Annotated in this window: 16 protein-coding genes, 3 rRNA genes and 2 pseudogenes; 9 read left to right on the top strand and 12 right to left on the bottom strand. The window is 67.3% G+C overall.

The genetic code is table 11. The features are described from left to right. The first annotated feature begins 37 nt into the window (after positions 1–37). Positions 38–2,002 (top strand): primary-amine oxidase, encoded by a 1,965-nt coding sequence (locus NE857_RS00680; RefSeq protein WP_254419330.1) that lies wholly within the window; start codon positions 38–40, stop codon positions 2,000–2,002. 176 nt (positions 2,003–2,178) lie between these two features. Here NE857_RS00680 and NE857_RS00675 read toward each other — a convergent pair whose 3' ends face one another. From NE857_RS00675 to NE857_RS34735, 3 genes are all read right to left on the bottom strand, one after another. Beyond that, a complete protein-coding gene (locus tag NE857_RS00675) occupies positions 2,179–2,712 on the bottom strand; it encodes a YbaK/EbsC family protein (RefSeq protein WP_254419329.1) in 534 nt (177 codons plus the stop codon). Between the two features lie 281 nt (positions 2,713–2,993). Continuing rightward, positions 2,994–3,236 carry an ADP-ribosylglycohydrolase family protein gene (locus tag NE857_RS00670; RefSeq protein WP_494516883.1) on the bottom strand — a complete coding sequence of 81 codons (243 nt, stop codon included), beginning with the start codon at positions 3,234–3,236 and terminating at the stop codon, positions 2,994–2,996. Then, complete coding sequence (locus tag NE857_RS34735) at positions 3,208–3,387, bottom strand: ADP-ribosylglycohydrolase family protein (RefSeq protein ID WP_494516882.1); 180 nt, start codon at positions 3,385–3,387, stop codon at positions 3,208–3,210. Before NE857_RS34735 ends, NE857_RS00670 begins: the two co-directional genes overlap by 29 nt. Positions 3,388–3,506: 119 nt before the next feature. On the opposite strand from NE857_RS34735, the gene NE857_RS00665 reads away from it, so the two are divergent. Then, entirely contained in the window at positions 3,507–5,321 is a 1,815-nt protein-coding gene (locus NE857_RS00665) for a PASTA domain-containing protein (RefSeq protein ID WP_254419328.1), read from the top strand. 96 nt (positions 5,322–5,417) lie between these two features. Here the strand turns inward: NE857_RS00665 and NE857_RS00660 are convergent, their stop codons facing one another. After that, positions 5,418–6,269: an SDR family oxidoreductase gene (locus NE857_RS00660; RefSeq protein ID WP_254419327.1), complete on the bottom strand. Its 852-nt coding sequence runs from the start codon at positions 6,267–6,269 to the stop codon at positions 5,418–5,420. 354 nt (positions 6,270–6,623) lie between these two features. Between NE857_RS00660 and NE857_RS00655 the strand changes: the two are divergent. Together NE857_RS00655 and NE857_RS00650 are read left to right on the top strand one after the other, a co-directional pair. Further along, positions 6,624–7,046, top strand: a pseudogene (locus NE857_RS00655) (ABC transporter permease subunit); the annotation flags it as partial. Between the two features lie 5 nt (positions 7,047–7,051). Then, positions 7,052–7,267 (top strand): annotated as a pseudogene (locus NE857_RS00650) (alpha/beta hydrolase); the annotation flags it as partial. On the opposite strand, the gene NE857_RS00645 reads toward NE857_RS00650, so the two are convergent. The 8 genes from NE857_RS00645 to NE857_RS00605 form a co-directional block, all read right to left on the bottom strand. Continuing rightward, positions 7,193–9,193: a helix-turn-helix domain-containing protein gene (locus NE857_RS00645; protein WP_254419326.1), complete on the bottom strand. Its 2,001-nt coding sequence runs from the start codon at positions 9,191–9,193 to the stop codon at positions 7,193–7,195. The pseudogene NE857_RS00650 and the gene NE857_RS00645 sit on opposite strands and share 75 nt — an antisense overlap. Beyond that, complete coding sequence (locus NE857_RS00640; RefSeq protein WP_254419325.1) at positions 9,178–10,035, bottom strand: 3-hydroxybutyrate dehydrogenase; 858 nt, start codon at positions 10,033–10,035, stop codon at positions 9,178–9,180. The genes NE857_RS00645 and NE857_RS00640 overlap by 16 nt, the downstream gene beginning before the upstream one ends. 640 nt (positions 10,036–10,675) lie before the next feature. After that, complete coding sequence (locus NE857_RS00630; RefSeq protein ID WP_017584622.1) at positions 10,676–10,906, bottom strand: hypothetical protein; 231 nt, start codon at positions 10,904–10,906, stop codon at positions 10,676–10,678. Positions 10,907–11,053: 147 nt separating this feature from the next. Then, positions 11,054–11,539, bottom strand: a complete 486-nt coding sequence (locus NE857_RS00625) for a MarR family winged helix-turn-helix transcriptional regulator (protein WP_254419324.1) — start codon at positions 11,537–11,539, stop codon at positions 11,054–11,056. 188 nt (positions 11,540–11,727) lie between these two features. Next, a complete protein-coding gene (locus tag NE857_RS00620; RefSeq protein ID WP_254419323.1) occupies positions 11,728–13,401 on the bottom strand; it encodes an AMP-binding protein in 1,674 nt (557 codons plus the stop codon). A 238-nt stretch (positions 13,402–13,639) separates the two neighbouring features. Continuing rightward, on the bottom strand, positions 13,640–14,311 hold the full coding sequence (locus NE857_RS00615) for a hypothetical protein (protein ID WP_254419322.1): 672 nt from the start codon (positions 14,309–14,311) through the stop codon (positions 13,640–13,642). 205 nt (positions 14,312–14,516) lie between these two features. Next, positions 14,517–15,020, bottom strand: coding sequence for a DUF6114 domain-containing protein (locus NE857_RS00610; protein WP_254419321.1), 504 nt, complete (start codon positions 15,018–15,020; stop codon positions 14,517–14,519). Beyond that, positions 15,011–15,673, bottom strand: coding sequence for a DUF6230 family protein (locus tag NE857_RS00605; protein WP_254419320.1), 663 nt, complete (start codon positions 15,671–15,673; stop codon positions 15,011–15,013). The genes NE857_RS00610 and NE857_RS00605 overlap by 10 nt, the downstream gene beginning before the upstream one ends. A gap of 1,194 nt (positions 15,674–16,867) precedes the next feature. Between NE857_RS00605 and NE857_RS00600 the strand changes: the two genes are divergently transcribed. From NE857_RS00600 to NE857_RS00580, 5 genes are all read left to right on the top strand, one after another. Further along, a 16S ribosomal RNA gene (locus NE857_RS00600) occupies positions 16,868–18,400 on the top strand. Between the two features lie 327 nt (positions 18,401–18,727). Then, positions 18,728–21,824: ribosomal RNA gene (locus NE857_RS00595) — 23S ribosomal RNA — on the top strand. A gap of 97 nt (positions 21,825–21,921) precedes the next feature. Continuing rightward, a 5S ribosomal RNA gene (gene rrf / locus NE857_RS00590) occupies positions 21,922–22,037 on the top strand. The 16S, 23S and 5S rRNA genes sit together here, the layout of an rRNA operon. A gap of 302 nt (positions 22,038–22,339) precedes the next feature. Beyond that, positions 22,340–23,377, top strand: coding sequence for an iron ABC transporter substrate-binding protein (locus tag NE857_RS00585; RefSeq protein WP_254419319.1), 1,038 nt, complete (start codon positions 22,340–22,342; stop codon positions 23,375–23,377). Next, a complete protein-coding gene (locus tag NE857_RS00580) occupies positions 23,374–25,044 on the top strand; it encodes an ABC transporter permease (RefSeq protein WP_254419318.1) in 1,671 nt (556 codons plus the stop codon). The genes NE857_RS00585 and NE857_RS00580 overlap by 4 nt, the downstream gene beginning before the upstream one ends. Position 25,045: the final 1 nt, after the last annotated feature.

Genomic DNA, 25,045 nt, shown 5'->3' with positions numbered 1-25,045 from the left:
TACCAACGCCCCCGCCCACCTTCCGCGAAGGACCACGATGGCCGGCAACCCAGCCCACCCTAAACATCCGCTCGACGCCCTCACCCCGGACGAGATCACCGCCACCCGCGACCTCCTCACCCGCACCGGGCACGCCACGCCCCGGAGCAGGTTCGTGTACGTCGGACTCGAGGAACCCGCCAAGCGCGACCTGCTCGCCCACGCCGCCCGCGCCCCCGGCCGCGGCCCCGGGCCCGCCAACGCCCCGGACCGGCGCGTACGCGTCATGCTCCTGGACACCGGGGGCGGCCCCTCCCGTGACCTCGTCGTCTCGCTCACCCACGACCGGATCGACTCCGACCGTGTACTCGACCCCCTCACCGACGGCCAGCTACCCGTCCTCGACGAGGAGTTCGAGCTGGTCGAGCGGGTGCTGACCGCCGACGAGCGCTGGCTCAAGGCCCTGCGCGACCGCGACCTCGACCCCGCCCGGGTCCGGGTGGCACCGCTGTCCGCCGGGGTCTACGACGACGAGTACCCCGAAGAGCGCGGCCGCCGCATCCTGCGCGGGCTCGCCTTCGTCCAGGAGCACGAGGCCGACCACCCCTGGGCGCACCCGGTGGACGGGCTCGTCGGCTACGTCGACGTCGCCAACCACACCGTGGACCGCGTCCTGGACTTCGGCCCGGTCCCAGTGCCCTCGGTCAACGGGAACTACACCGACCCCGAGCTGGTCGGCCCGCACCGCACCACCCAGAAACCCATCGAGATCACCCAGCCCGAAGGCCCCGGCTTCACCCTCGACGGCAACTTCCTCACCTGGGAGAACTGGTCGCTGCGCATCGGCTTCGACGCCCGCGAGGGGCTGGTCCTGCACCAGATCTCCTTCCATGACCGCGACCAGAACCGCGAGCGCCCCCTCATCCACCGGGCGTCCATCGCCGAGATGGTCGTCCCCTACGGCGACCCCTCCCCGGTGCGTTCCTGGCAGAACTACTTCGACACCGGCGAGTACATGGTCGGCCGGTACGCCAACGCCCTCCAACTCGGCTGCGACTGCCTCGGCGACATCACCTACCTGGACGCCGTGATCGCCGACGAGTCCGGCGCGCCCAGGACCCTGCCCAACGCCGTGTGCATGCACGAGGAGGACTTCGGCATCCTCTGGAAGCACACCGACCTCTGGGCGGGCTCGGCCGAGACCCGCCGCCAGCGCCGCATGGTGATCTCGTTCTTCACCACCGTGGGCAACTACGACTACGGGTTCTTCTGGTACCTGTACCTGGACGGAACCATCGAGTTCGAAGCCAAGGCCACCGGCATCGTCTTCACCTCGGCCCACCCCGGTGGCGATTACCCGTACGCCTCCGAAGTCGCCCCCGGCCTGGGCGCGCCCCTGCACCAGCACCTGTTCTGCGCCCGCCTGGACATGAACCTGGACGGGACCACGCACCGGGTGGAGGAGGTCGACGCGGCGCGCGTGCCCATCGGCCCGGACAACCCGCGCGGCAACGCCTTCACCCAGAAACGCACCGTGCTCGCCTCCGAACTCGCGGCCCAACGCCTGGCGGACGCCTCCGTGGACCGGGTGTGGCACGTGTCCAACCCCGAGTCGCGCAACCACCTCGGCCGGCCGGTCGCCTACGCGCTGCACCCCGAGGGCAAGCCGGTGCTGCTCGCCGATCCCGCGTCCTCCGTGGCGGCGCGGGCGGCCTTCGCCACCAAACACCTGTGGGTGACCGCCCAGGACGACAGTGAGCGCTACCCCGCCGGTGACCTGGTCAACCAGCACCACGGCGGGTCGGGCCTGCCCGCGTTCACCGCCGAGGACCGGGCGATCGACGGCCAGGACGTGACCGTCTGGCACACCTTCGGCCTGACCCACGCGCCCCGCCCCGAGGACTGGCCGATCATGCCGGTGGACTACACGGGCTTCAAGCTGCGCCCGGTGGGCTTCTTCGACCGGAACCCGACGCTGGACGTCCCGCCCACGGTGAGCGCGCACGGCTGCTGCGCGGACTGATCCGAGCCGCTCGCACCACACCGGATAAGCGGTGAAAGCTGGGAAAGCGGGGGAAGCGGTCATTTCGGCGGTGCGCCGGAGCCCTTCCCCCGCGCCCTATCCACACGTGGATTTGTCGACAAATCAACTCAGACGCCGCCCGCTCAACCTGAGCCCGTCACGTCCTACCCGGCCAACTAGCCGGCCAACGGCCTGGTCAGAGACAGCACCTCAGCGCCCGGCAGCTCGGCCAGAAGCGGCCCCGGGACCCGCAGCTTGGAGCGGCGCAGGCCGCTGCCCACCACCACCCACGGGGTGTCGTACACCCGCTTGTCCACCAGGACCGGCCATCCCTTCGGCAGCCCGAACGGCGTGATGCCGCCGTACTCCATGCCGGTCAGTCCGGTCGCCTCGTCCATCGGCGCGAACGACGTCTTGCGCGCGCCCAGGTGCTTGCGCAGCACCCCGTTGACGTCCGCCCGGTCGGTGGCCAGCACCATGCACGCCGCGTACGTCACCTCACCGCCGCGCTTGGCGGACAGCACCACGCAGTTCGCGCTGGTTTCCAGCGTCAGCCCGTAGGCCTCGCAGAACTCCGCCGTGTCCGCGAGCTCGGGGTCGATCGCGGCGGCCCGCACCGAGCCGTCGAAGGGGGCGATCGCCGCACGCACCGGGTCGGCCGTCAGTTCCGGGTGGTCGTGCGCCGCCACCCACTCGATCCGCTCCGCCATGCCCGCTCCCCGTTCCCGTACATATCCACGTTCCCGCTTCCGTGCGCCACCATGATGCCTCAAGCCGGGGAAACGGCCGTACCCGGACCGTGAACGGGTCGTCGAGATCCGGGACCTGAAGGTGTCCCGCCCGACCGCAGCCCGCCCGGCCTGGGTCCGGCCGCCGCGCACACCATGCACGGTTCGGTCGGCACGCTTGGCCCCGAAGACCTCATGATCATGCTGGTCCAGCTGGAGGAACGCGGGCTGATCACCTCCCAGCCGCCCCTCCCCGCTCCCGGTCAGTCCCCGCGCCGCCGGAGGATCTCCTCGGCCAGGTCGGCGAGCCCGTCGGCCAGGTAGCCCGGCCAGCCGTGTACCGCGGCCAGGTACGGCTCCGGGATGGCCGAACGCCCCCACCTGGCCCCGACCAGCGCCCCGGCGATGGCCGCGACGGTGTCGGTGTCGTCCCCCGCGCGCACTGCCGCCCGCATCGGGGCCGCGTACCGGTCCGGATCACCCTCGTGCACAGGGGTATGGACGATCGCTGACCATCTCGGGCATCTCGCCCGGGCCCAGGCGTGCGGCGAACTCGTAGGGGACGCCGAGGGCGTCCCCGCGAGCCGCTCCGAGAAGGACTCCGGCGGCCCGGTCCTCCCGGGTGTTTCGGGCGGGGTCTGTGTTGCTGGGGGTTATGGGGCCTCACAGAACAGGGGCGGGGATTGTCGCAGTTCGACTCTACCGAGGAGCTCACTGTCCGCATCTGGCCTGATAGAGGGGCCTACGTGGGGGTTCATCACCGTACAATCCGACACATGGATTCCCCCAGTCCCGCCCCTTCCTCCGGCATCACGCTGCACGGACGCGTCCGCCTCGGCGAACGCGTCGGCGGCGACGGCTCGGTGTCCGTGTACCGCGGACACGACACGGTCGCGGACGTACCGGTCACGGTCACCCTCCTGGACCCGGAGCTGGCCGCCGACCCCGTCGTCGCGCATGCCTTCCTGGGCCGGGCCCAGACCCTGGCGGCCCTCGACGCCCCCAACCTCGTGCGGGTTCTGGGCGACGGGCGGGACGGCGACCACGTGTACCTGGTCACCGAACCGATCCCGGGGGAGACCCTCAGCGAGGTGCTCGGCGGTGGTGAGCAGGGGCTGCGCTACAGCCCGCGCCTGGCGCTGTCGATCGTGGCCGACGTCCTGGCGACTCTGCGGGAGGCGCACGAGGTGGGGCTGGTTCACGGCCGCCTCACCCCGGACGACGTGGTCATGGACGACGACGGAGGGGTGACGGTCACCGGTTTCGGGCTGGTCGGGGTCGAGGAGCTGACCCCGCGCACGGACGTGCACGCCGTCGGGGCGCTCCTGCACAGCCTGATGACGGGCTCGCTCCGGGCCGAGGACGGTGAGCCGCTGCGGCCGTCGTCCGTGGTGCCCGGCCTGCCGCCGGACCTGGACATGCTGGTCGCCAACGCCACCGAACCCAATCCGCGCTACCGCCCGCGCGACGCCGGCCAGTACCTGACCCTGGTCGAACAGGTCCTGAGGTCGCTGCCCACGCCGGCAGAGGAGGGCGACGCCACCCAGCCGATCCCGGTGGTGGGGGCGCATACCGCACAAGGTGCCGGGCACGGCCCTGACGACACCGGCCGGGACACCAAGGCGGCCCCGCCCCTGTGGCGGCGTATCCCCGTCCTGGTCACCGCCGGTGTCCTGGTCCTGGCGCTCTTCGCCGCCGGGTGGGCCCTGGCCCCCGAGGAGGCGGTCGAACTCCCCGACCTCACCGGGTTCTCCCCGGAGATGGCGGAGGTGGAACTGGCCGCACTGGAGCTCGACCTCTCCTTCAACTACGCGGACACCTACAGCGACGACATCGAACCCGGCGAGGTGGCCTCGACCGATCCCGCCGCGGGCACGGAGCTGGCGGGCGGGGAATCGATCCTGCTCTCGCTGTCCGTCGGCCCCCAACACGCCGAGGTCCCGGACGTGGTCGGCGGTACCGAGAACGACGCCCGCAACTCCCTGCGGGAGGCCGGGTTCACCGTGGTCGAGGTGGTGCAGGAGCACTCCGCCGACCAGATCCCGGGCACCGTGCTCTCCTCCGCACCGGAGGCGGGCGAGGACGGGGACCGGGACGAGGCGGTGACCCTGCACGTCAGTGAGGGCGTCATCGTGCCCGGCCTCGTCGGGATGGGGCAGACGGAGGCCGCCGAGGCCCTCGTGGGGCTCGGCCTGTCCGTCTCCGTGGCGGAGGCCGCCCATGACACCGCCCCCGAGGGCGAGGTCAGCGGCCAGGACCCCGAACCCGGCGCGATCCTGCCCGAGGACGGTACGGTCACGATCACCGTCTCCACCGGCCCCGAGGAGGTCGAGGAGGAACCGGAGGAGGACGCACCAGGCGGGGACTCCGGCGACTCCGAGGACTCCGAGGGCTCTGGAGACGGCGGAGTTCAGGAGGAAGCCCCGGGCTCCGCCTGCTCCGGCCAGGCCTGGAACCCCCGCACGGTCTACGACGAGGGCGACCAGGTCCACTACGAGGGCCGTGTCTACGAGGCCCGCTGGTGGATCCAGGGGATGCCGCCGAACGCGGGCGGCGAGTGGGGCCCCTGGTCCGATCAGGGCCCCTGCTGACCCACCCTCTTCCCCGTGATCTTGCTACCAGAAGCAAGTTCGGCGTCGATTTCGCTTCTGGTAGCAAGATCACCGGGGGTGTCACCGGGGGTGTCGTTACTTCTCGGGGCGGAAGGCCGCGCGGTGGTCGCGGGCCCACGCTCGGAAGGTCAGGGCCGGGCGGCCGAGCACCCGGGCGACGTCTTCGGAGATCTCTTCGGGGACGTCGATGTTCTCGCCCCAGTGAGTGATGATCTGGTCGGCGAAGTCCGCGCCGACCGCCTCGGTGAGTTCGTCCCTGGCCTCGTCCAGCGGCTGCTCCTGCCAGCGGGCCGGGACGCCGATCTCCTCGCCGATCACCCGCACCTGGTCGGCCTGGCTGATCACCTCGGGCCCGGTGACCACGTAGGCGCGGCCCGCGTGCCCGTCGTCCACCAGCGCCCGGACCGCCATCTCGGCCACGTCCCGTTCGTGCACCAGCGAGCGCGCCGCCCCGCCGAAGGGTGCGCGCACCACACCCCGGTGCACCTGATCAGCCCAGGCCAGCGTGTTCACGGCGAGGCCGCTCACCCGGAGGAAGGTCCACTCGGGGACCGCTCCCCGCACGGCACGCTCCACCCCGCCCCACACTCCGCCGCTTCCCTCAGCGGCTCCTGTGGCGGACAGGTAGACCACCCGGCCCACGTGCTCGCCCAGCGCCGCGGCCACATCGGCCGCCCCCTCGGCGGCCTCGTCGGTCCCGGGCCACACCAGGTACGCGGCGGCCGCTCCCTTCGCGGCCGCGGCCACGTCCGCGGGGTCGGTGACGTCACCCCGGACCACCTCCGTCCCCGCGGGTAGATCAGCCTGTGCGGGGTTCCTGCTCAGGGCCCGCACGGGGAGCCCCTCCGCGAGCAGCCCCGTCACCACGTGTCGCCCGGTGTTGCCCGTGGCTCCGGTCACCAGAATCGGTTGTGCCGTCGTCGTCATCGTCGCTCCTGCGTCGGGTCCGGTTCCTTTCCCGACAGCCAACTTCCTCAACCAATGTTGAGGTCAAGCCCTGGCTCCGATGAATTCCCCGAGCCGCTGGCTGTGGGGCGCCGGGACACCGATTCGCGGCTGAATGTATGCCCTGGCTACATGTGAATCAGGTCACTCCGGTTCTACCTTCGGGTTGGCACCCCCACTCAGGGGATGTCGCTGCTGATCTTCGCGTTCATCGTGGTCGTGATCGGCGGGACCACCTCGCTCACCGGCTGCGCGATCGCTTCGGCGGCGGTCGGCCTCATCCAGCAGTTCGCCAACTACTACACGATCGCCGGGCTGGGCGACATCGCCGTGGTCGCCGTCCTCGCCGCGGTCCTCGCGGTGCTGCTGTCCCTGCCCTTCTCCACCCTCCACGTCCCCGGGGTGTTCGAGCACGCCCTCAACAGCCCCTCGCCCCTGCGCCTGCTCGCACTGTGCCTGGTCTTCGGCGGCCTGGCCACCAGCTACGACCTCCTCCGCGGGCGGGTGGGGCTGCTGTCCTTCGGGCACGCCCTCTACTTCGCCTGCGGCGCCTACGCGGCGGCGCTCCTGATGTCCGTGCTGGAACTGCCCCTGCTGTGGGCGGCCCTGGTCTCGGTGGTCGGCGGAACCCTGCTCGCCCTGATCCTCGGCGCGGTGTCGCTGCGGGTCAACGGGATCGCGCTGGCCATGGTCACGCTCGCCTTCGCCGAGGCCGGCTCCATCCTCATCTCCCGCGACCCCGGCCGCTGGACCGGCGGCGGGGACCCGCCCGCCTGCTGTGGGCCGCGCGCCGGCTCATGGACGAGAGCCCCGGCCTGTACACACCCGAACGCCTCGCCGGGCTGCCCGAGAGCGTGCGCACCCTCGAACTCCCCGACGACAACCACTACACCCCGCTGTTCTCCTCAACCGCCGCCCTGGTCGCCGAGCAGATCCACGCCCTTGTCGAGCAGACCGTGCAGGTGGAGGGCGAGCTGTAGTTCCAGCGCGCGGTCGGGGTGCTGCCAGTCGGTCCCGATCAGCTGACCGATCCGTTCCAGGCGCTGCGCCACCGTGTTCACATGGATGTGCAGGTCGTCCTTGGCACGGGACAGGTTGCCCCCGGCCGCGAAGTAGGCGCGCAGCGTCTCCACCAGCAGGGTGCCCCGCTTGGCGTCGTACTCCAGCAGCGGCCCCAGGGAGGCGGTCACGAACCCTGGGACGTCGCGGTTCTGGCTCAGCAGCAGCCCGGAGAAACCGAGGTCGTCGGTGGTGGCGGCGTCCCCGTTCCGGCCCAGGGCCCGCAGTGTCTGCAGGCACCGCGCCGCCTCGGTGAACGCGTCCCGGAAGGACCCCGGGCCCCGGGTGGGCCCGGCCAGCCCGGCGGTCACCGGCCCGTTGGCGGCGGCCGCGAGTTCCGCCGTCACCTGGCGCCCCGCCTCCGAGGGGTCCGAACCGGGCAGGGCCAGCACCAGCCGACCGCCCCGGGTGGCCACCAGCCCTCCGGTGGTCTCGGCCGCGAAGGCCGCGGCCGAACGCAACCGCTGCGGGTCCGCCCCGGGAGCCTCGGCCACCACCAGCACGTGCGGGGTGTCCAGGTCGGCGTGGAGCAGGGCCGCCCGTTGACGCAGCGATACCGGATCGCGCGCGGGCACTTCCAGGAGTTCGTTGAGCAGGTCGCCGCGTACCCGGTGCTCGGTCTCGCTCACCGAACGGCGGATGAGCAGCAGCAGGGCGGTCACCATCGCGGCCCGCTCCAGGACCCGCTGGTCGGTGCTGTCCAGCTCCACCCCGCGCAGTACGAGGGTGCCCAGCGGCTCGGCGCCCGCCGCGGCCGCGGCCACCCAGGCACCGCCCACGGCCACCGCCCGGCCGCTGGCCAGGGAGGAGCGCGCCGCCTCGGCGAGTTCTACGTCCCCCTCCGTCAGGGGGTCCCCGCCGGGCGCGGGCTCGCCCGCCCCGCCGTCGGGCACGGCGGTCAGCGACACGTCCGAAGTGCGGTCATGGATGCGCACCGCGCCGCCCAGCACCTCGGCCACCGCCGCCGCGACCTCCCGCACCCCGCCCCCGCCGAGCACGAGGTCGGTGAACCGGTCGTGCGCGGCCGCCGACCGCTCCACCGAGGCGGTGTGCCGTTGCAGGCGCTGGTTGACGGTGTGCAGCTCGTCCAGGGCCCGCCGGGTGTCGTCAATGAGGTTGGCGTTGTCGATCGCGATCGCCGCGTGCGTGGCCAGCGACGACAGCAGCGCCACCTCCGAGTGCGCGAAGGGACGCTCCCGCCGGTTGGCCGCGAACAGCACCCCCACCCCGCGCCCGTTCATCTTCAGCGGCACGCCCAGGATGGCTACGAGGCCCTCCTCGCGCACCGCGTGGTCGATGTTCTCGGCGTGCTCGAAGCGCGGGTCCGTGAAGTAGTTGGCGGTCACGTACGGCAGCGACGTGCTCGCCACCAGACCGCCCAGCCCTTTGCCGTGCGCCAGCCGCACCCGCTGGAAGGTGGCGGAGACCGACCCCGACGTCACCCGCATGTAGGTGTCGCCCGCCTCCGGGTCGCTCAGCGTCAGATAGGCGACGTCCGTTCCCAGCAGGTGCCGCGCCCGCTCCACGATCGCCCGCAACACCTGGTCCAGGCTGCGCATCCCGGCCAGGTCGTTGGCGGTCTCGAACAGCGCGCTCAGCTCCGACTCGCGCCGCTGCCGGTCCCGCAGCACCGTCCGCACCCGAAGCGCGGCCAGCTTGGCGTTCTCCAGGGCCGCGACCGTTGTGCCGTCCGCCCCGCCGGAGCGCGCGCGGAGCACCGGCCGCTCGTACTCCACGGCCGGTGCGTCGCGCAGCAGCAGTTCCAGGAAGAGCGCCTGCTGCTCGGCCCCCGACCTCCCGGGGGAGGTGTCCTGGGGGTCAGGGGTGGTGTTCAGCTCGAACTCCAAGCTCCGTCGATGGGCAGGGACGCCCCGTTGACGAACGAGGCGTCGTCGGAGCACAGGTAGGCGACCATCTCGGCCACCTCGGACGGCTCGATCAACCGCTTCACCGGGCTGCGGGCCAGCAGCACCTCCGACACCACCTGCTCCTCGGGGATGCCGTGCGCCTCGGCCTGGTCCGCGATCTGCTTCTCCACCAGAGCGGTCCGCACGTAGCCGGGGTTCACACAGTTGGAGGTCACCCCGTGCGGCGCGCCCTCCAGCGCGACCACCTTCGAGAAGCCCTCCAGCCCGTGCTTGGCCGCCACGTACGCCGACTTGTAGGCGGAGGCGCGCAGCCCGTGCACCGAGGAGATGTTGACGACCCGGCCCCATCCCCGCTCGTACATGTGCGGTAGGGCCCCGCGCACCACGCGGAACGGTGATTCGACCATGAGTCGAAGAATGAAGGAGAAACGCTCCGGAGGGAAGTCCTGCACGGGGGAGACCGTCTGCACCCCGGCGTTGTTCACCACGATGTCCGCGCCCCGGGCCGCAGCCTCGGCCGCGTCCAGGTCGGTCAGGTCCAGCTGGACCGCCTCACCCACACCCTGTTCGGCGAGTTCGGCGAGGGCGGGTCCGTCGATGTCGGCCAGCCGGACGTCGGCCCCGGCGGCGGACAGGCGCAGCGCGCACGCCCGGCCGATTCCGCCGGCCGCGCCGGTCACCAGCGCGGTTCTTCCGGTCAGGTCGACCCACGTGGTGCGCGGGGACGGGTCGGGGTCGGCCCGGCCGGAGGGTGCGCAGGCGTCGGCGGGGGGACCGGGGGCCTGTCGCGCGGTGCCCGGCAGGAACTCGTGCGTCGTCATGCCAGAAAACTAGGCCGGGCCCGCATCCCGGGGGATAGGGCATGGGAACACACCCCCGGCGGCTGACATGTGGCCCCCGCCCATGCGGGGAAAGGCGACTGTGGACTTCCCACGGGCCAGGGGTGTGTGATCGGAGCCTCTTCAGGATATTGTCCAGGTCACTTCGGCCCTAGGCTTCGGGGCACCGGTTCGGCCGAACCTCCCCCCGCTCACCGTCCGACCCCGGAGCCGCACCACGCACTCCCCCACGCACTCCCCAGCCCCGAGGCCCCTGCCCGCACTTCTCGCCCTGGCCGCCGTCCTGCCCCGGTTGGCGGTCTGGCACGGCACCTCGGACACCACGGTGGCCCCGGCCAACAGCGACGCCGACAGGGCTCAGTGGGTGAACGCGTGGGATCTGCCCACCACCCCCGACAGCACGGAGAGCCTGCCCGGCTCCACCACCGCCGAGTACTACGGGGGCGGCGCGGGCGACGCGGCGGTCGCGTACTTCTCCGTCTCCGGAACGGGCCACGGCACACCGGGTCGGAAACGCCTACGCGCTGGGCTCCGACGACCTGCTCGGACTCTGGAACGTGGCCGTCACGACCTCGGTGACCGAGACCGTGCCGGGCTACTGGGAGCTCACCCCGGGCGGTTGCTAGGGTGCTCCGTCCCGGGCCAGGTCGCCGAAGTGCGCGGTCGCGGCGCCCAGGGCGAAGTGCGCGGCCTGATGCTCGGTCATCGGGATGATCCCGGCCGGCACCTGCACCCGGAAGGGGAACTCGTCGTCCGGACGGATCCGGAAGTCGTTGATCACCCCCTGGGACAGCAGGAGGGTCAGGGCCTCGCGGACGTGGCCGTTGCGGTTGTCTGACGCCCATATCGACATGTGACCACGGTAACCCGAAGAACCCCGGAAAAGCCGGTGCGGGCGGGCTTTCCAGCCCGCCCGCACGGTTTCCCCTCCCCTGGTCCCGGGACGGGCACGACCCCCGTGGTGCCCTTCCCCGAACGGCGCCCACGTGGTGGGGTCGGTCTAGGTCTCCTCGCTGACACGGGCCTCGCCCGCCAGCACGTGGGCGGTCAGCCGCCGCAGCGCGAGTCTGGTGGCCTCGAACTCCTCCTCCGGGAGGTCGATGACCCGTCCGATGGCCTCCGGGATGCCCCGGGTGCGCGCTCGCAGCGCGGCCCCCTCCTCGGTGGTGGTGACCAGCACCGAGCGTTCGTCGGCGGGGTCGCGGTCCCGCCGCAGGAGGCCGTTGGTCTCCAGGCGTTTGAGCAGCGGGGTGAGCGTGCCGTAGTCGAGCTGCAGCACCGCACCGATCTCCTTGACCGCGCACTCCCCGCGTTCCCACAGGAGCATCATCACGAGATACTGCGGGTAGGTCAGGCCGAGCGGATCCAGCAGCGGGCGGTAGAGGTTCGTGACGGCACGCGAAGCCGCGTACAGCGCGAAGCACATCTGCTCGTCGACTGCCGGAAGTTCGAAGTCGCCCACAGGGGCGGGGGATCGTTCGGGCATCACTCATCATCGTAGTAACCGCGCACCCGATGTCAAAGCCCACAATTACCTTGCGCGCGAGGGAAAAAGGGACAACGGGGGCAGAGGGTTGCAAGCGAGTACACGACGACGCCGATGCCCTACGGCACCGGCGTCGTCGCGCGAACATCGAGGTTCGTGGCGGCGGTCCGCGGAAGCGGGCCGCGCCGCTAATCCTGCTTCGGAAGACTGCTCGGCAGCCGCCGCTTGACCACCTTCCCGGTGGCGTTGCGCGGCAGCTCCCCCAGCACCACCACGTCACGCGGCACCGAGAACCGGCCCAGCTCTTCGCGCACGTGCATACGGAGCTCGTTCGGATCCACGGAGGAACCTTCGTACGGCACCACGTAGGCAGCGAACCGCTGCCCGAACTCCTCGTCGGGGACCCCGGTCACCACTACCTCGCGCACCGCGGGCATCGTCACGATCACCTCCTCCACCGGACGCGGGAAGACGTTCTCACCACCCGAGACGATCATGTCGTCGTCCCGCCCGGCCACGTGCAGCAACCCGTGCGCGTCGATGTGGCCCCGGTCGCCGGTCTCCATCAGACCGTCGGCCATCCGCTTGCTGTTGCCGTTCGTGTAGCCGTCGAAGAGCATCTCGTTGCCGACGTGGATCGCGCCCTTGCTCCCCTGCGGAACCTCCCGGCCCCGGTCGTCGAGCACCGCGATCCGGGTCCCCAACGGCGGCCGCCCCGCGGTGGTCGGCGCCAACCGCAGGTCCTGCGGGGTCGCGATGGTCGCCCAGGACACCTCCGTCGACCCGTAGAGGTTGTAGACCACGTCCCCGAACGCGTCCATGAAGTCGCTGATCAGCTGTGGGCTCATCGCCGAACCGCTGCACGCCACGATCCGCAGCGACGAGGTGTCGTACCGGTCCCGTGTCTCCCGGGGCAGGTCCATGATCCGCCGCAGCATCACCGGCACCGCGAACAGCGCCGTACACCGCTGCTCCTGGATCGTCCGCAGCGCGTCCTCCGGTTCGAACAGCCTGCGCATGACCAGGGTCGCCCGCATCGACATCCCCAGCTGCACCCCGGCCAGCCCCCAGGTGTGGAAGACCGGCGCTGACACCAGGATCCGGTCCTTGGAGTTCAACGGGATCCGGGACAGCACCGAGGCCGCGTCCTGCGGCCCCTTCGGCGTGGGACGGCGAGCGCCCTTCGGTGTGCCCGTCGTCCCCGAGGTCAGCACGATCAGTTTTCCCGGCCGCTCCGGCGGCTCCGGATCCGCCTCCGCGGAGTCCTTCGCCTCGGCCGGGATCCGGGGCCCCGGCACACTCGGCTCGCCCCACGCCGTCACCCGGGGGATCTCCGGCGGCAGCTCCTTGTACAGCTCCTCGAACTCGGCGTCCGCGATGAGCAGCGACACCTCGTTCCGCTTCACCACGTCCAGCAGCGGACCGGCCGCCAGCCCGGTGTTCAGCAGCACCGTGTCCGCGCCCAGGCGGCCACAGGCGACGGCGGCCTGCACCATTCCGCCGTGGTTGCGGCACAACAGCCCTACCCGGGACCCCTGCCGCACACCCATGCGGTGCAGCTCGCGGGCGAGCCGGCGTCCGAGCAGGTTCATCTCGCCGAAGGTCGTGCTCCCGGCCTCGTCGATCACCGAAACCTGGTCGGGCACACGCTCACCGGCGGCGGCGTAACCGCCCGCGATGGTCGCGCCCCAGGTCTTCAACGCGCGCAACTGACGGACGATCTTGTCCGGGCGGCCGGGAGAGAGCACCCCGGCCTTCACCAGGACCCGCACCACCTTGAGGGTGTGGCGCAGCTTGGACGGAGCGGGTGGGTTCGAGGACGGGTCGGACGGCGGGGGCGGGCTGCCGGCTTGGGACGCCATGGGGTCTCCGGGGGTTTACGGGTCCGGGCGAAGCGGTCCGCGCCCTCCGGGGAGCCTTCGCCTCGTGACTCCGCGGAGTACTGCGACCGTAGGCGAGGTGGACACGGAGTTTCTTCTTCACCGGGTGAGTGACTACTCGTGCGTAGTTGTCACCCGGGAGAGTGACGGGGGCCGGGCCAACACGGTCGGACGCGCTGACCCGGCCCCCTCTCAGCGGTCAGGAACAGGGGTCAGCGGTTCAGCCGCTCACCGTGATCGGGGCCGCGGGGTCGTCCGCGTTGGTCACCTCGTAGGTGGCGCTGAACCCGGCCTCATCGGTGTTGGGGCAGCCGAAACCGCCCTCCACCGAGACCGGTGTCGTGGTGTCGAAGGCCAGCGAGGACACGGGGTCGCCGTTGGTCCACTCGCCCCCGATCGGCGCGTCGGCATCAGGGCTGACCGTCGCGGTGCAGGTGGCCAACCCGGACGTGTTCACCACGATCCCCGCGGCCGGGACCACCATGGTCGCGACGGAGGGGGACCCGTGCTGCATCGTCATCTGCCACACGGGGTCGTTCACGGTGACGGTCGCGCTCACGAGGAAGACATTGGTCGTGCAGTCGGTGAAGTCCGGGGCGTTGATGGGACCGCCGACGGCGCCGTCGGGGTTGTGGTTTCCGGGGGCTCCGGGGATCAGGTTGTTGCCGTCCCCCGGGGCGCTGGTCGACACGTCGCAGGTGATCGTGACGTCTCCGGCGGTGAAGACGGCCGAGCCGACGAGCTCAGCGGAGAAGGCGGCCCCGGCGGGCTCGACGGTGGTCGGACCCTGCTGGGCGGCCAGAGCGGTACCGCCCCAGGCCAGGACGAGCGTTCCGGCCGCGGTGACGGCGAGGAAGGAGCGGTTGCGGGATCTCGGTCGCGGAACCGACATGAGTACTCCTTGGGTTTGGCGGCTTGTGCGTGGCGGCCGGGCGGCACACGAAGCGGACGCCCGGCGCACTAGGGGGTGGGTACGCGCCGACGTAGGTAGACGTCACTTGCCTGACAGGGAACCGGGGCCACGCGGGCGGGGTAGGAGCTCCCGCGCGCCCCGGCCGATCAGTGGATCGCCCGGTGAGACCGACCCGATGTGCGAGTCAGCCCTCGGACCGTGCGACTGGAGGCAGGGGCTCGGTCCTGTCCGTCTGGTCCGTGCCTTCCGCCATGCTTTCCTCTGCCCTCCGCTCCTGTTCCCGCGTTCGCCCGCGGCGCCGGCCCCTCCGTTTGCGCGGGGGCCGGGCGACCGGCCGCCAGGCGAAGGCGAGCCCGCCTCCGGCCAGGGCCAGCAGGGTCCCGATCACGAGACCGCCGAGGTTGGACAGGAGGAGCGCGCCCAGCGCGATGAACCCGGCGAAGCTGCCGGTGATCATGTGCTGGTTCGGGGTGAACCAGGTGACCAGCCCGAGGACGACCAGCATTCCGCTGAAAACGAGCGTGGACACGGCCCCGACACCGAGGTAGATCATCATCTGCACCGGTATCTGGGTGATCAGGACCATCTCGATCCCCGCGAGGATCATCAGCAGGCCCGCCAGGAAGGGACGCCGCTTGCGCCACCGCGTCCACCTGGCCCACAGGTTCCGGGTTCCGCTTAGAAGCACTCGTCATCCCCGAGGGAGATACCGAGGCTCAGGTTGTGCAGTTTGAAGGTTCCGGCGGAGGCTGCCCGTGCGGTCTGCTCCAGGTCCTCCACGTAGATGGTGTCGGACTGCATGCCGAACAGATCGGTGTAGCCGCGCCCCGAGCCGAACCCGTCCGGTCCCTTGTCCAGGGTGGAGGCGTCCCGGCCGATCTCCATGTTGGTGAACTGGGCGTTGCCGTCCATCTGCTCCATGTCGATGACCAGGTCGGAGGCCTGGACCGGAGTGCCGGCGTCACCGGCGGTCAGCATCAGCGAAACCGGACCGACCAGGGGGAACTCGGTGGTCAGCACCGACTGGCACAGGCCGTGGATCTCGGCCTCGCTGATTCCGGCGGTCGCCGTAGGAACCGGCTCATCGCGGACGGTCGCGTTGATCCAGCCGAACTGGGTGAAGCCCTCGCCGTACATCTCGTCGGCGGAGATCTTGAACTGCTGACCGGAGATGCTGAAGGAAGCTGCGAGAGCCCCGCTGGCCATCGCCACCAGGATGCCGCCGATGGCGACTCCAGCCGGGACCGAGAAGAGCGCGAAGCGCTTCCAGCTGGTGTGGCTCTCCGGTGTCTCCGTGGCGTCGGTGGAGCCGTCGAGCACGTCGGGGGATGTGGTGTCCATGCATTTCCTTCCAGGGTGCATGGCCGCGCTGCGCCTGCCGTCCCCCCGAACATCCGGCACGCGGCCTGGTCTGATTCCTCCCCGTGTACGGGGTGGCACCGGAGCAGAACCTGTTCCAGTAACGCTGCACATCATGTATCGGGCCCAGCTGGATTTCAAGGGTGTTTCCAGAACTTTCCCGCCTTTCCCTTAAATGATCTTGAAGCAGATCTTTGCGCCCCTGAAGTGCGGTGATGCTGATGGGAGAAGGTTGTTCCGAATCGGTCACGGGTTGCGGAAGTGTGTCATCCGGAAAGGCGTGAATTTTTGTCAACGAGGTGAGGATTCTGGCAGTGCGGATTCATCATCGCGGTGAGTGGTCGTGACGGCTGGGACCGGAAGGGTGGGAACGAGGGTGGGGAAACGAGGGCGGGGTGGAGCGGGAGGGGCGGTCGGGTGCAGTGGTCGGCAGGAGGGGTGCGGGGAGGCAGGAGAAGGAAGCACGTGCTCGCGCGCACGCCCGCGCGTAGGCAGAGTGAGCGCGTAGGGACCTTGTCGCGGAACGGATGCCGGCACGCCGCGGAGGGGAGTGCGGCGGTGACCGGTGACACAGGAGTTCTGGTTTGCTTGGGCTGCGCTCGGCGGGTAATGTTCTCCAGGTCGCCGCGGAACGGTGAGCGGCCCGCGAGGGTCGACTCGGAACCGGGTCGCGATCACAGACATCCTCTTCGAAGCAAGATGGTCCGAGCACACACTCGGGGCATGTAAGCTCGGGGAGTTGCTTGGAACAGACCAGCGAAAACAACGCGGTGAAAACACCGCCGAGGAAACGCTAGACTGGGAAAAGCACAACGGGCTTTACCCCGATCTGGTTGACACAAACCGCCGATTTGGCGGGGCGCGGAACACCTGATAAAGTAAAGACACAACGAAGCGGAACGGACGCGAAAGCGACCGGGAAGCAGAAGAAAAAAGCCTTCCACGGAAGAGCAGACGGAACCAGCTGGTTCTGGCGCTTGTACGGGAAGAGTGATTGTTTCTTGAGAACTCAACAGCGCGTGTTTGATTTTCTTTAAGCCATGTTTGTTTTGGCCCCGACGCACTTCGGTGCGTAGGGTTCCTTTGATTGGTCATCGCGAGATGATCGGTCAGGATTTCTTCTAGGTTTACTCACCCCAGGCTGACCTCACGGTCGCCGGGATGGGTTGTTTGACCTTTATGGAGAGTTTGATCCTGGCTCAGGACGAACGCTGGCGGCGTGCTTAACACATGCAAGTCGAGCGGTAAGGCCCTTCGGGGTACACGAGCGGCGAACGGGTGAGTAACACGTGAGCAACCTGCCCCTGACTCCGGGATAAGCGGTGGAAACGCCGTCTAATACCGGATATGACCTGCCACCTCATGGTGGCGGGTGGAAAGTTTTATCGGTCAGGGATGGGCTCGCGGCCTATCAGCTTGTTGGTGGGGTAACGGCCTACCAAGGCGATTACGGGTAGCCGGCCTGAGAGGGCGACCGGCCACACTGGGACTGAGACACGGCCCAGACTCCTGCGGGAGGCAGCAGTGGGGAATATTGCACAATGGGCGAAAGCCTGATGCAGCGACGCCGCGTGGGGGATGACGGCCTTCGGGTTGTAAACCTCTTTTACCACCAACGCAGGCTCCGGGTTTTCTCGGGGTTGACGGTAGGTGGGGAATAAGGACCGGCTAACTACGTGCCAGCAGCCGCGGTAATACGTAGGGTCCGAGCGTTGTCCGGAATTATTGGGCGTAAAGAGCTCGTAGGCGGCATGTCGCGTCTGCTGTGAAAGACCGGGGCTTAACTCCGGTTCTGCAGTGGATACGGGCATGCTAGAGGTAGGTAGGGGAAACTGGAATTCCTGGTGTAGCGGTGAAATGCGCAGATATCAGGAGGAACACCGGTGGCGAAGGCGGGTTTCTGGGCCTTACCTGACGCTGAGGAGCGAAAGCATGGGGAGCGAACAGGATTAGATACCCTGGTAGTCCATGCCGTAAACGTTGGGCGCTAGGTGTGGGGACTTTCCACGGTTTCCGCGCCGTAGCTAACGCATTAAGCGCCCCGCCTGGGGAGTACGGCCGCAAGGCTAAAACTCAAAGGAATTGACGGGGGCCCGCACAAGCGGCGGAGCATGTTGCTTAATTCGACGCAACGCGAAGAACCTTACCAAGGTTTGACATCACCCGTGGACCTGTAGAGATACAGGGTCATTTAGTTGGTGGGTGACAGGTGGTGCATGGCTGTCGTCAGCTCGTGTCGTGAGATGTTGGGTTAAGTCCCGCAACGAGCGCAACCCTTGTTCTATGTTGCCAGCACGTAATGGTGGGGACTCATAGGAGACTGCCGGGGTCAACTCGGAGGAAGGTGGGGACGACGTCAAGTCATCATGCCCCTTATGTCTTGGGCTGCAAACATGCTACAATGGCCGGTACAATGGGCGTGCGATACCGTAAGGTGGAGCGAATCCCTTAAAGCCGGTCTCAGTTCGGATTGGGGTCTGCAACTCGACCCCATGAAGGTGGAGTCGCTAGTAATCGCGGATCAGCAACGCCGCGGTGAATACGTTCCCGGGCCTTGTACACACCGCCCGTCACGTCATGAAAGTCGGCAACACCCGAAACTTGTGGCCTAACCCTTCGGGGAGGGAATGAGTGAAGGTGGGGCTGGCGATTGGGACGAAGTCGTAACAAGGTAGCCGTACCGGAAGGTGCGGCTGGATCACCTCCTTTCTAAGGAGTCTTTACAGGTCGGCACTTTTTCTACAGCCGGCCGGACTCGGAAGTGGACCTGAGCGCCTGGGCCTTGATGGTCTGGTGCGACTCGGGAGTGGCTAAAGTAGAATCGAACTTCACCTCTGGCGACTAGAAGCGTCAGGGGGCGCGCTGTTGGGTATCTGAGGAAGCAATCCCTTGTGGGTTGCATCCCGCTACCACCTCCAGTAACTCCTACGGCTCTGGTTCTCCTTGTGAGGATCGGGGTTGTGGTTTGAGGTAGGGGAGTTTGTGGTTGGTGTTTTGATTTGTGAATAGTGTGCGCGAGCATCTTATTATCTGTAGTGGCCAAGTGATAGTGGCACACGGTGGATGCCTTGGCATCAGGCGCCGATGAAGGACGTGGGAGGCCACGATAGGCCGCGGGGAGCTGTCAACCGAGCTTTGATCCGCGGGTGTCCGAATGGGGAAACCTAGCCCGAGTTGTGTCGGGTTGCCGCTACCTGAATGTATAGGGTAGTTGGTGGTGACGCGGGGAAGTGAAACATCTCAGTACCCGTAGGAAGAGTAAACAACAGTGATTCTCCTAGTAGTGGTGAGCGAACGGGGAAGAGGCTAAACCGCATGCGTGTGATAGACGGCAGTCGTTGCGTGTGCGGGGTTGTGGGATGCATCTTTTCAGGTCTGTCGGCCTGGAGCGCTGATGATTTTTCTAGCTGAAACCGTTGGGAAGCGGTACCGGAGTGGGTGAGAGTCCCGTAGGTGAAGGAAGAGTCTAGGTGTTGATGTTCTCCCGAGTAGCGCGGAGCCCGAGAAATTCCGTGTGAATCTGGCAGGACCACCTGCTAAGCCAAAATACGTCCTGATGACCGATAGTGCACTAGTACCGTGAGGGAAAGGTGAAAAGTGCCCCGGTGAGGGGTCGTGAAATAGTACCTGAAACCGTGTGCTGTCAAGCCGTCAGAGCTGGGACTTCGGTTCTTGTGATGGCGTGCCTTTTGAAGAATGAGCCTGCGAGTCATGGTGTGTGGCGAGGTTAACCCGGGTGGGGTAGCCGTAGGGAAACCGAGTCTGAATAGGGCGTTTGAGTCGCATGCTGTGGACCCGAAGCGGAGTGATCTACCCATGTCCAGGGTGAAGCGGGGGTAAGACCTCGTGGAGGCCCGAACCCACCAGAGTTGAAAATCTGGGGGATGAGGTGTGGGTAGGGGTGAAAGGCCAATCAAACTCCGTGATAGCTGGTTCTCCCCGAAATGCATTTAGGTGCAGCGTCACGTGTTTCTTGCTGGAGGTAGAGCTACTGTTTGGCTGATGGGCCCTACAAGGTTACTGACGTCAGACAAACTCCGAATGCCGGTTAAGTGAAGCGTGGCAGTGAGACTGCGGGGGATAAGCTTCGTAGTCGAGAGGGAAACAGCCCAGATCATCAGCTAAGGCCCCTAAGCGTGTGCTAAGTGGGAAAGGTTGTGGAGTTGCTGAGACAACCAGGAGGTTGGCTTAGAAGCAGCCATCCTTTAAAGAGTGCGTAATAGCTCACTGGTCAAGTGGTTCTGCGCCGATAATGTAGCGGGGCTTAAGTACACCGCCGAAGCTGTGAAGTTCAGCCTGTAAGGGCTGGGTTGGTAGGGGAGCGTCGTGCATCCAGTGAAGCTGCCGAGTGATCGAGTGGTGGAGGGTGTGCGAGTGAGAATGCAGGCATGAGTAGCGAAAGCAACGTGAGAAACGTTGCCGCCGATTGACTAAGGGTTCCTGGGGCAGGTTAATCCGCCCAGGGTGAGTCTGGACCTAAGGCGAGGCCGACAGGCGTAGTCGATGGATAACGGGTTGATATTCCCGTACCCGTGCACGAGCGTCCAGTACCGAATCAGGTGATGCTAACCACGCTGGATCCTTCGAAATCCTTCGGGAGATCGTTGGTATCTGGTCTGGGACCCGAGCTTGTAGTAGGTAAGTGATGGGGTGACGCAGGAGGGTAGCTCTACCCGGCGGTGGTTGTCCGGGGGTAAGCGTGTAGGCCGAGAGGTAGGCAAATCCGCCTCTCACATAAGGCTGAGACGTGATGCCGAGCCGTTTTCGGTGAAGTGAGTGATCCCATGCTGTCGAGAAAAGCCTCTAGCGAGTTCGTGTGTGGCCAGTACCCTAAACCGACGCAGGTGGTCAGGTAGAGAATACCGAGGCGTTCGGGTGAACCATGGTTAAGGAACTCGGCAAATTGTCCCCGTAACTTTGGGAGAAGGGGAGCCCTGTCTGGTGACGGATCTTGCATCCTGAGCTGGGTGGGGTCGCAGATAGCGGGGGGAAGCGACTGTTTATTAAAAACACAGGTCCGTGCGAAGTCGTAAGACGCTGTATACGGACTGACGCCTGCCCGGTGCTGGAACGTTAAGAGGACTGGTTAGTTGGGGTTCGCCCCGGCGAAGCTAGGAATCTAAGCGCCAGTAAACGGCGGTGGTAACTATAACCATCCTAAGGTAGCGAAATTCCTTGTCGGGTAAGTTCCGACCTGCACGAATGGCGTAACGACTTCCCCACTGTCTCAACCATGGGCCCGGTGAAATTGCACTACGAGTAAAGATGCTCGTTTCGCGCAGCAGGACGGAAAGACCCCGGGACCTTCACTATAGCTTGACATTGGTGTTTGGGATGGTTTGTGTAGGATAGGTGGGAGCCTGTGAAGTCGTCACGCTAGTGGCGGTGGAGGCGTTGGTGAAATACCACTCTGACTGTTTCGGGCATCTAACTTTGGACCGTGATCCGGTTCGGGGACAGTGTCTGGTGGGTAGTTTAACTGGGGCGGTTGCCTCCCAAAGAGTAACGGAGGCGCCCAAAGGTTCCCTCAGCCTGGTTGGTAATCAGGTGTTGAGTGTAAGTGCACAAGGGAGCTTGACTGTGAGACGGACGTGTCGAGCAGGAGCGAAAGCTGGGACTAGTGATCCGGCACCGGCGTGTGGAAGCGGTGTCGCTCAACGGCTAAAAGGTACCCCGGGGATAACAGGCTGATCTTCCCCAAGAGTCCATATCGACGGGATGGTTTGGCACCTCGATGTCGGCTCGTCGCATCCTGGGGCTGGAGTTGGTCCCAAGGGTTGGGCTGTTCGCCCATTAAAGCGGCACGCGAGCTGGGTTTAGAACGTCGTGAGACAGTTCGGTCCCTATCCGCTGTGCGCGTTGGAGACTTGAGAAGGGCTGTCCCTAGTACGAGAGGACCGGGACGGACGAACCTCTGGTGTGCCAGTTGTCCTGCCAAGGGCATGGCTGGTTGGCTACGTTCGGGAGAGATAACCGCTGAAAGCATCTAAGCGGGAAGCTTGCTTCGAGATGAGGTCTCCTGCCTCCTAGAGAGGGTAAGGCTCCCTGTAGACGACGGGGTTGATAGGCTGGATGTGGAAGCCCTGTGAGGGGTGGAGCTGACCGGTACTAATAGGCCGAGGGCTTGTCCGCTGCAGATAATTGGATGTTCGCGCACACTTGTTCACGAAAGCTTGGCTGTCGTGATTCCCCTGGTGGTTTGGGGTTGAGTCATGGTGGTTGTTGGTTTCCGTGGTGGTTTTAGCAGGAGGGTCACACCCGGTCTCATTCCGAACCCGGTCGTTAAGTCTCCTTGCGCTGATGGTACTGCTCTGTGATGGGGTGGGAGAGTAGGTCGCTGCCACGGTTTTTCTTGAGGGGAGGGGGTTCGTTCTTCGGAACGGGCCCCCTTCTTTTTTGTATTATTCTTATTTTTTTCATGGGGTCATCCTACAATAGGATGACCCCTTTTTTGTTTCTAGTGTTCCCCCTGTGAACTAATGTGCAGATGGTGACTGTGGCCTTATTTGTAACGCGTGTCACTGGGGTAAACGTTGATTACCATCGGGGTGGACATTGTAAGGACAGCCTTCCCTGAGTTAGGCTCGCCTTCGTTGTGTACTCGGGCCGGCCGAGTCTAATACCCATGAACCTCGGTAGGAGAACCCGATGAACACCCTCCCCCAGCGATTCAGGCTCGCGCTCGTCGCGGTGCCCGTTTTCGCTCTGATGGCCACCGCCTGTGGCGGCGACGACTCCGCGTCCGGCGAGAACGGTGACGCCGACGAGGCCATCACCATCTACTCCGGCCGAGACCAGGAGCTCATCGACCCGCTCATCGACATGATGCGCGAGTCCACCGGCCTGGAGATCGACGTCCGTTACGGCGACACCGCCCAGATGGCCAACCAGATCGAGACCGAGGGCGAGGACACCAACGCCGACCTGTTCATCGGGCAGGACGCGGGCGCTCTCGGCTTCCTCGTCCAGGAGGGTCTCCTGGCTGAGCTGCCGTCCGAGATCACCGACCAGGTGCCCGCCGAGTACCGGGCCGCCAACGGCGAGTGGGTCGGCATCTCCGGACGCTCCCGGGTCATCGCCTACAACCCCGAGAACGTCGACGACGTCCCGGACAGCGTGCTGGATCTGACCGACCCCGAATGGGAGGGCCGGGTCGGCATCGCCCCGACCAACGCCAGCTTCCAGGCCTTCGTCACCGGCCTGCGCGTGATCGAGGGCGAAGAGGCCGCCGAGCAGTGGCTGGAGGACATGGTCGCCAACGACGTCCAGACCTTCGAGAACAACCGCTCGATGCTCGACGGCCTTGAGACCGGCGAGATCGACATCAGCCTGAACAACCACTACTACTGGTACGAGCGCATGAAGGAGACCCCGGACGAGGTCACCTCCGAGCTGCACTACCTGCCCGCGGGCGACGCCGGCGGCCTGGTGAACGTGGCGGGTGCGGCCATCACCGCCAACGCCTCGAACCCCGAGGGCGCCCAGACCGCTCTGGAGTACCTCCTCAGCGACGAGGCCCAGGGCTACTTCACCAACGAGACCTCTGAGTACCCGCTGGCGGACGGCGTGGAGCTGGGTGAGGGCCTGCCCGAGGTCGACGCCCTCGAGCAGCCCGACATCGATCTGAGCGACCTGCACTCCCTGGACGAGACGGTCGAGATGCTCCGCGAGGCGGGCCTGGAGTGACCGACGTCCAGCACGGACGCACCAAGCCGGAGCCTTCCCAGAAGAGGGGAGGCTCCGGCCGTGTTGCCTCCCTGCCCTTCTCCCTGCCGCTCGCTCTGCCCCTGTACCTCCTGGCGGGGACGACAGCGGTACTGGCAGTCCTGCCGCTGCTCTACGTGCTCTTCCAGGCCTTCTCGGAGGGCCCGTCCGCCCTGGTCGAGGCGCTCACCCGGGGCCGGACCGTCGAACTCCTGGTCAACAGCCTCACCCTGACCGCGACCGTCACCGCGGGCTGCCTGGTCCTCGGGGTCGGGCTGGCCCTGCTCGTGTCCCGGGTACGTCTGCCCGGAAACCGGTTCTGGGCTCTGGTCGCCACACTCCCCCTGGCCATCCCGAGCTACGTCGCCGCGATGGTGTGGATGGAGGCGGTCCCCGAGGTCCGCGGTTTCGTCGGTTCGGCGATCGTCCTCACCCTGTGCACGTACCCCTATGTCTTCCTGCCCGTGGTCGCCGCCCTGGGCCTGGCCGATCGGGACCAGGAGGAGGTGGCCCGTTCCCTGGGCCGCGGCCCCTGGTACGTCCTGACCCGGGTGACGCTCCGGCACGTACAGCCCTCGGCCGCGGCGGGTTCGCTGCTGGTCGCGCTGTACGTGCTCTCCGACTTCGGTTCCGTGGCCACCATGCGTTACGACACCATCACCAGAGCCATCTACAACGACTACGCCAACCGCTTCGACATGGCCAGTGCGGCCTCGCTGAGCGCGGTCCTGGTCGCCGTCACCCTCCTGGTGCTGTGGGGTGAGGCCCGGGCCCGCGGCCGCGCTCGGTTCAGCCGGGTCGGCTCGGGTGCCACGCGGACTCGCCCGCCCCGTGACGTGTCGGCCGAACTCCTCGAACAGCTCCCCCCCAAACTCACCCGTGCGCCGGGTCTGGCCCCCGCCGTGCGGGCGCTGACCGGCGCTCTGCTGGTGCTACCGTTCGTCCTGGTCGCCGCGGCCGCCCTGGTCTTCCCTGTCGTCAGCCTCAGCTACTGGATCGCCCGGGGCTCCTCGGCCGGGGTCGACCTGCCCCGGATGGTGGAGACCGCGCTGACCACGCTCGGCGTCTCCGCGGCCGCTGCCGCCGTCACCCTGGTCCTCGCGCTGCCCGTCGGCATCCTCGCGGCCCGCCACCGCGGCCGGGTCCCCCGCCTGCTGGAGGGGGCCACCTGGATGGGCTACTCGATGCCCGGTGTGGTGGTCGCCGTGGCGCTGGTCTACTTCGCGGTGAACCACGCCTTCGCGCTGTACCAGCAGCTCCCCCTGCTGATCTTCGCCTACGCACTGCTGTTCCTGCCCGCGGCGGTCGGCTCGGTGCGCAGCGCCGTCGCCCAGTCCCCGCCGGGGCTGGAGGAGATCGGCCGTTCGCTGGGCCGCACTCCCCCGCAGGTGTTCACCCGGGTCACGCTGCCCCTGGCCTTCCCCGGAGTGGCGGCCGGTGCCACACTCGTCTTCCTGACCTGCATGAAAGAGCTCCCGGTGACACTCATGCTGCACCCCACCGGGATGGAGACCATCGCGATGCGGCTCTGGTCGGCCACCAACGTGGGCCGCTTCGCCGCCGCGGCGCCCTACGCGATGATGCTCATCGTCCTGGCCTCGGTGCCCGCGTTCGTACTCGGCCGCAAGGCCACGGCAATGGAGAGGTGAT

Origin of the sequence: Nocardiopsis exhalans, from assembly GCF_024134545.1 — a bacterium.
GTDB lineage: Bacteria > Actinomycetota > Actinomycetes > Streptosporangiales > Streptosporangiaceae > Nocardiopsis > Nocardiopsis exhalans.
Note: the sequence above shows the minus strand (reverse complement) of the source record. Positions and strands in the feature narration are given on the sequence as shown.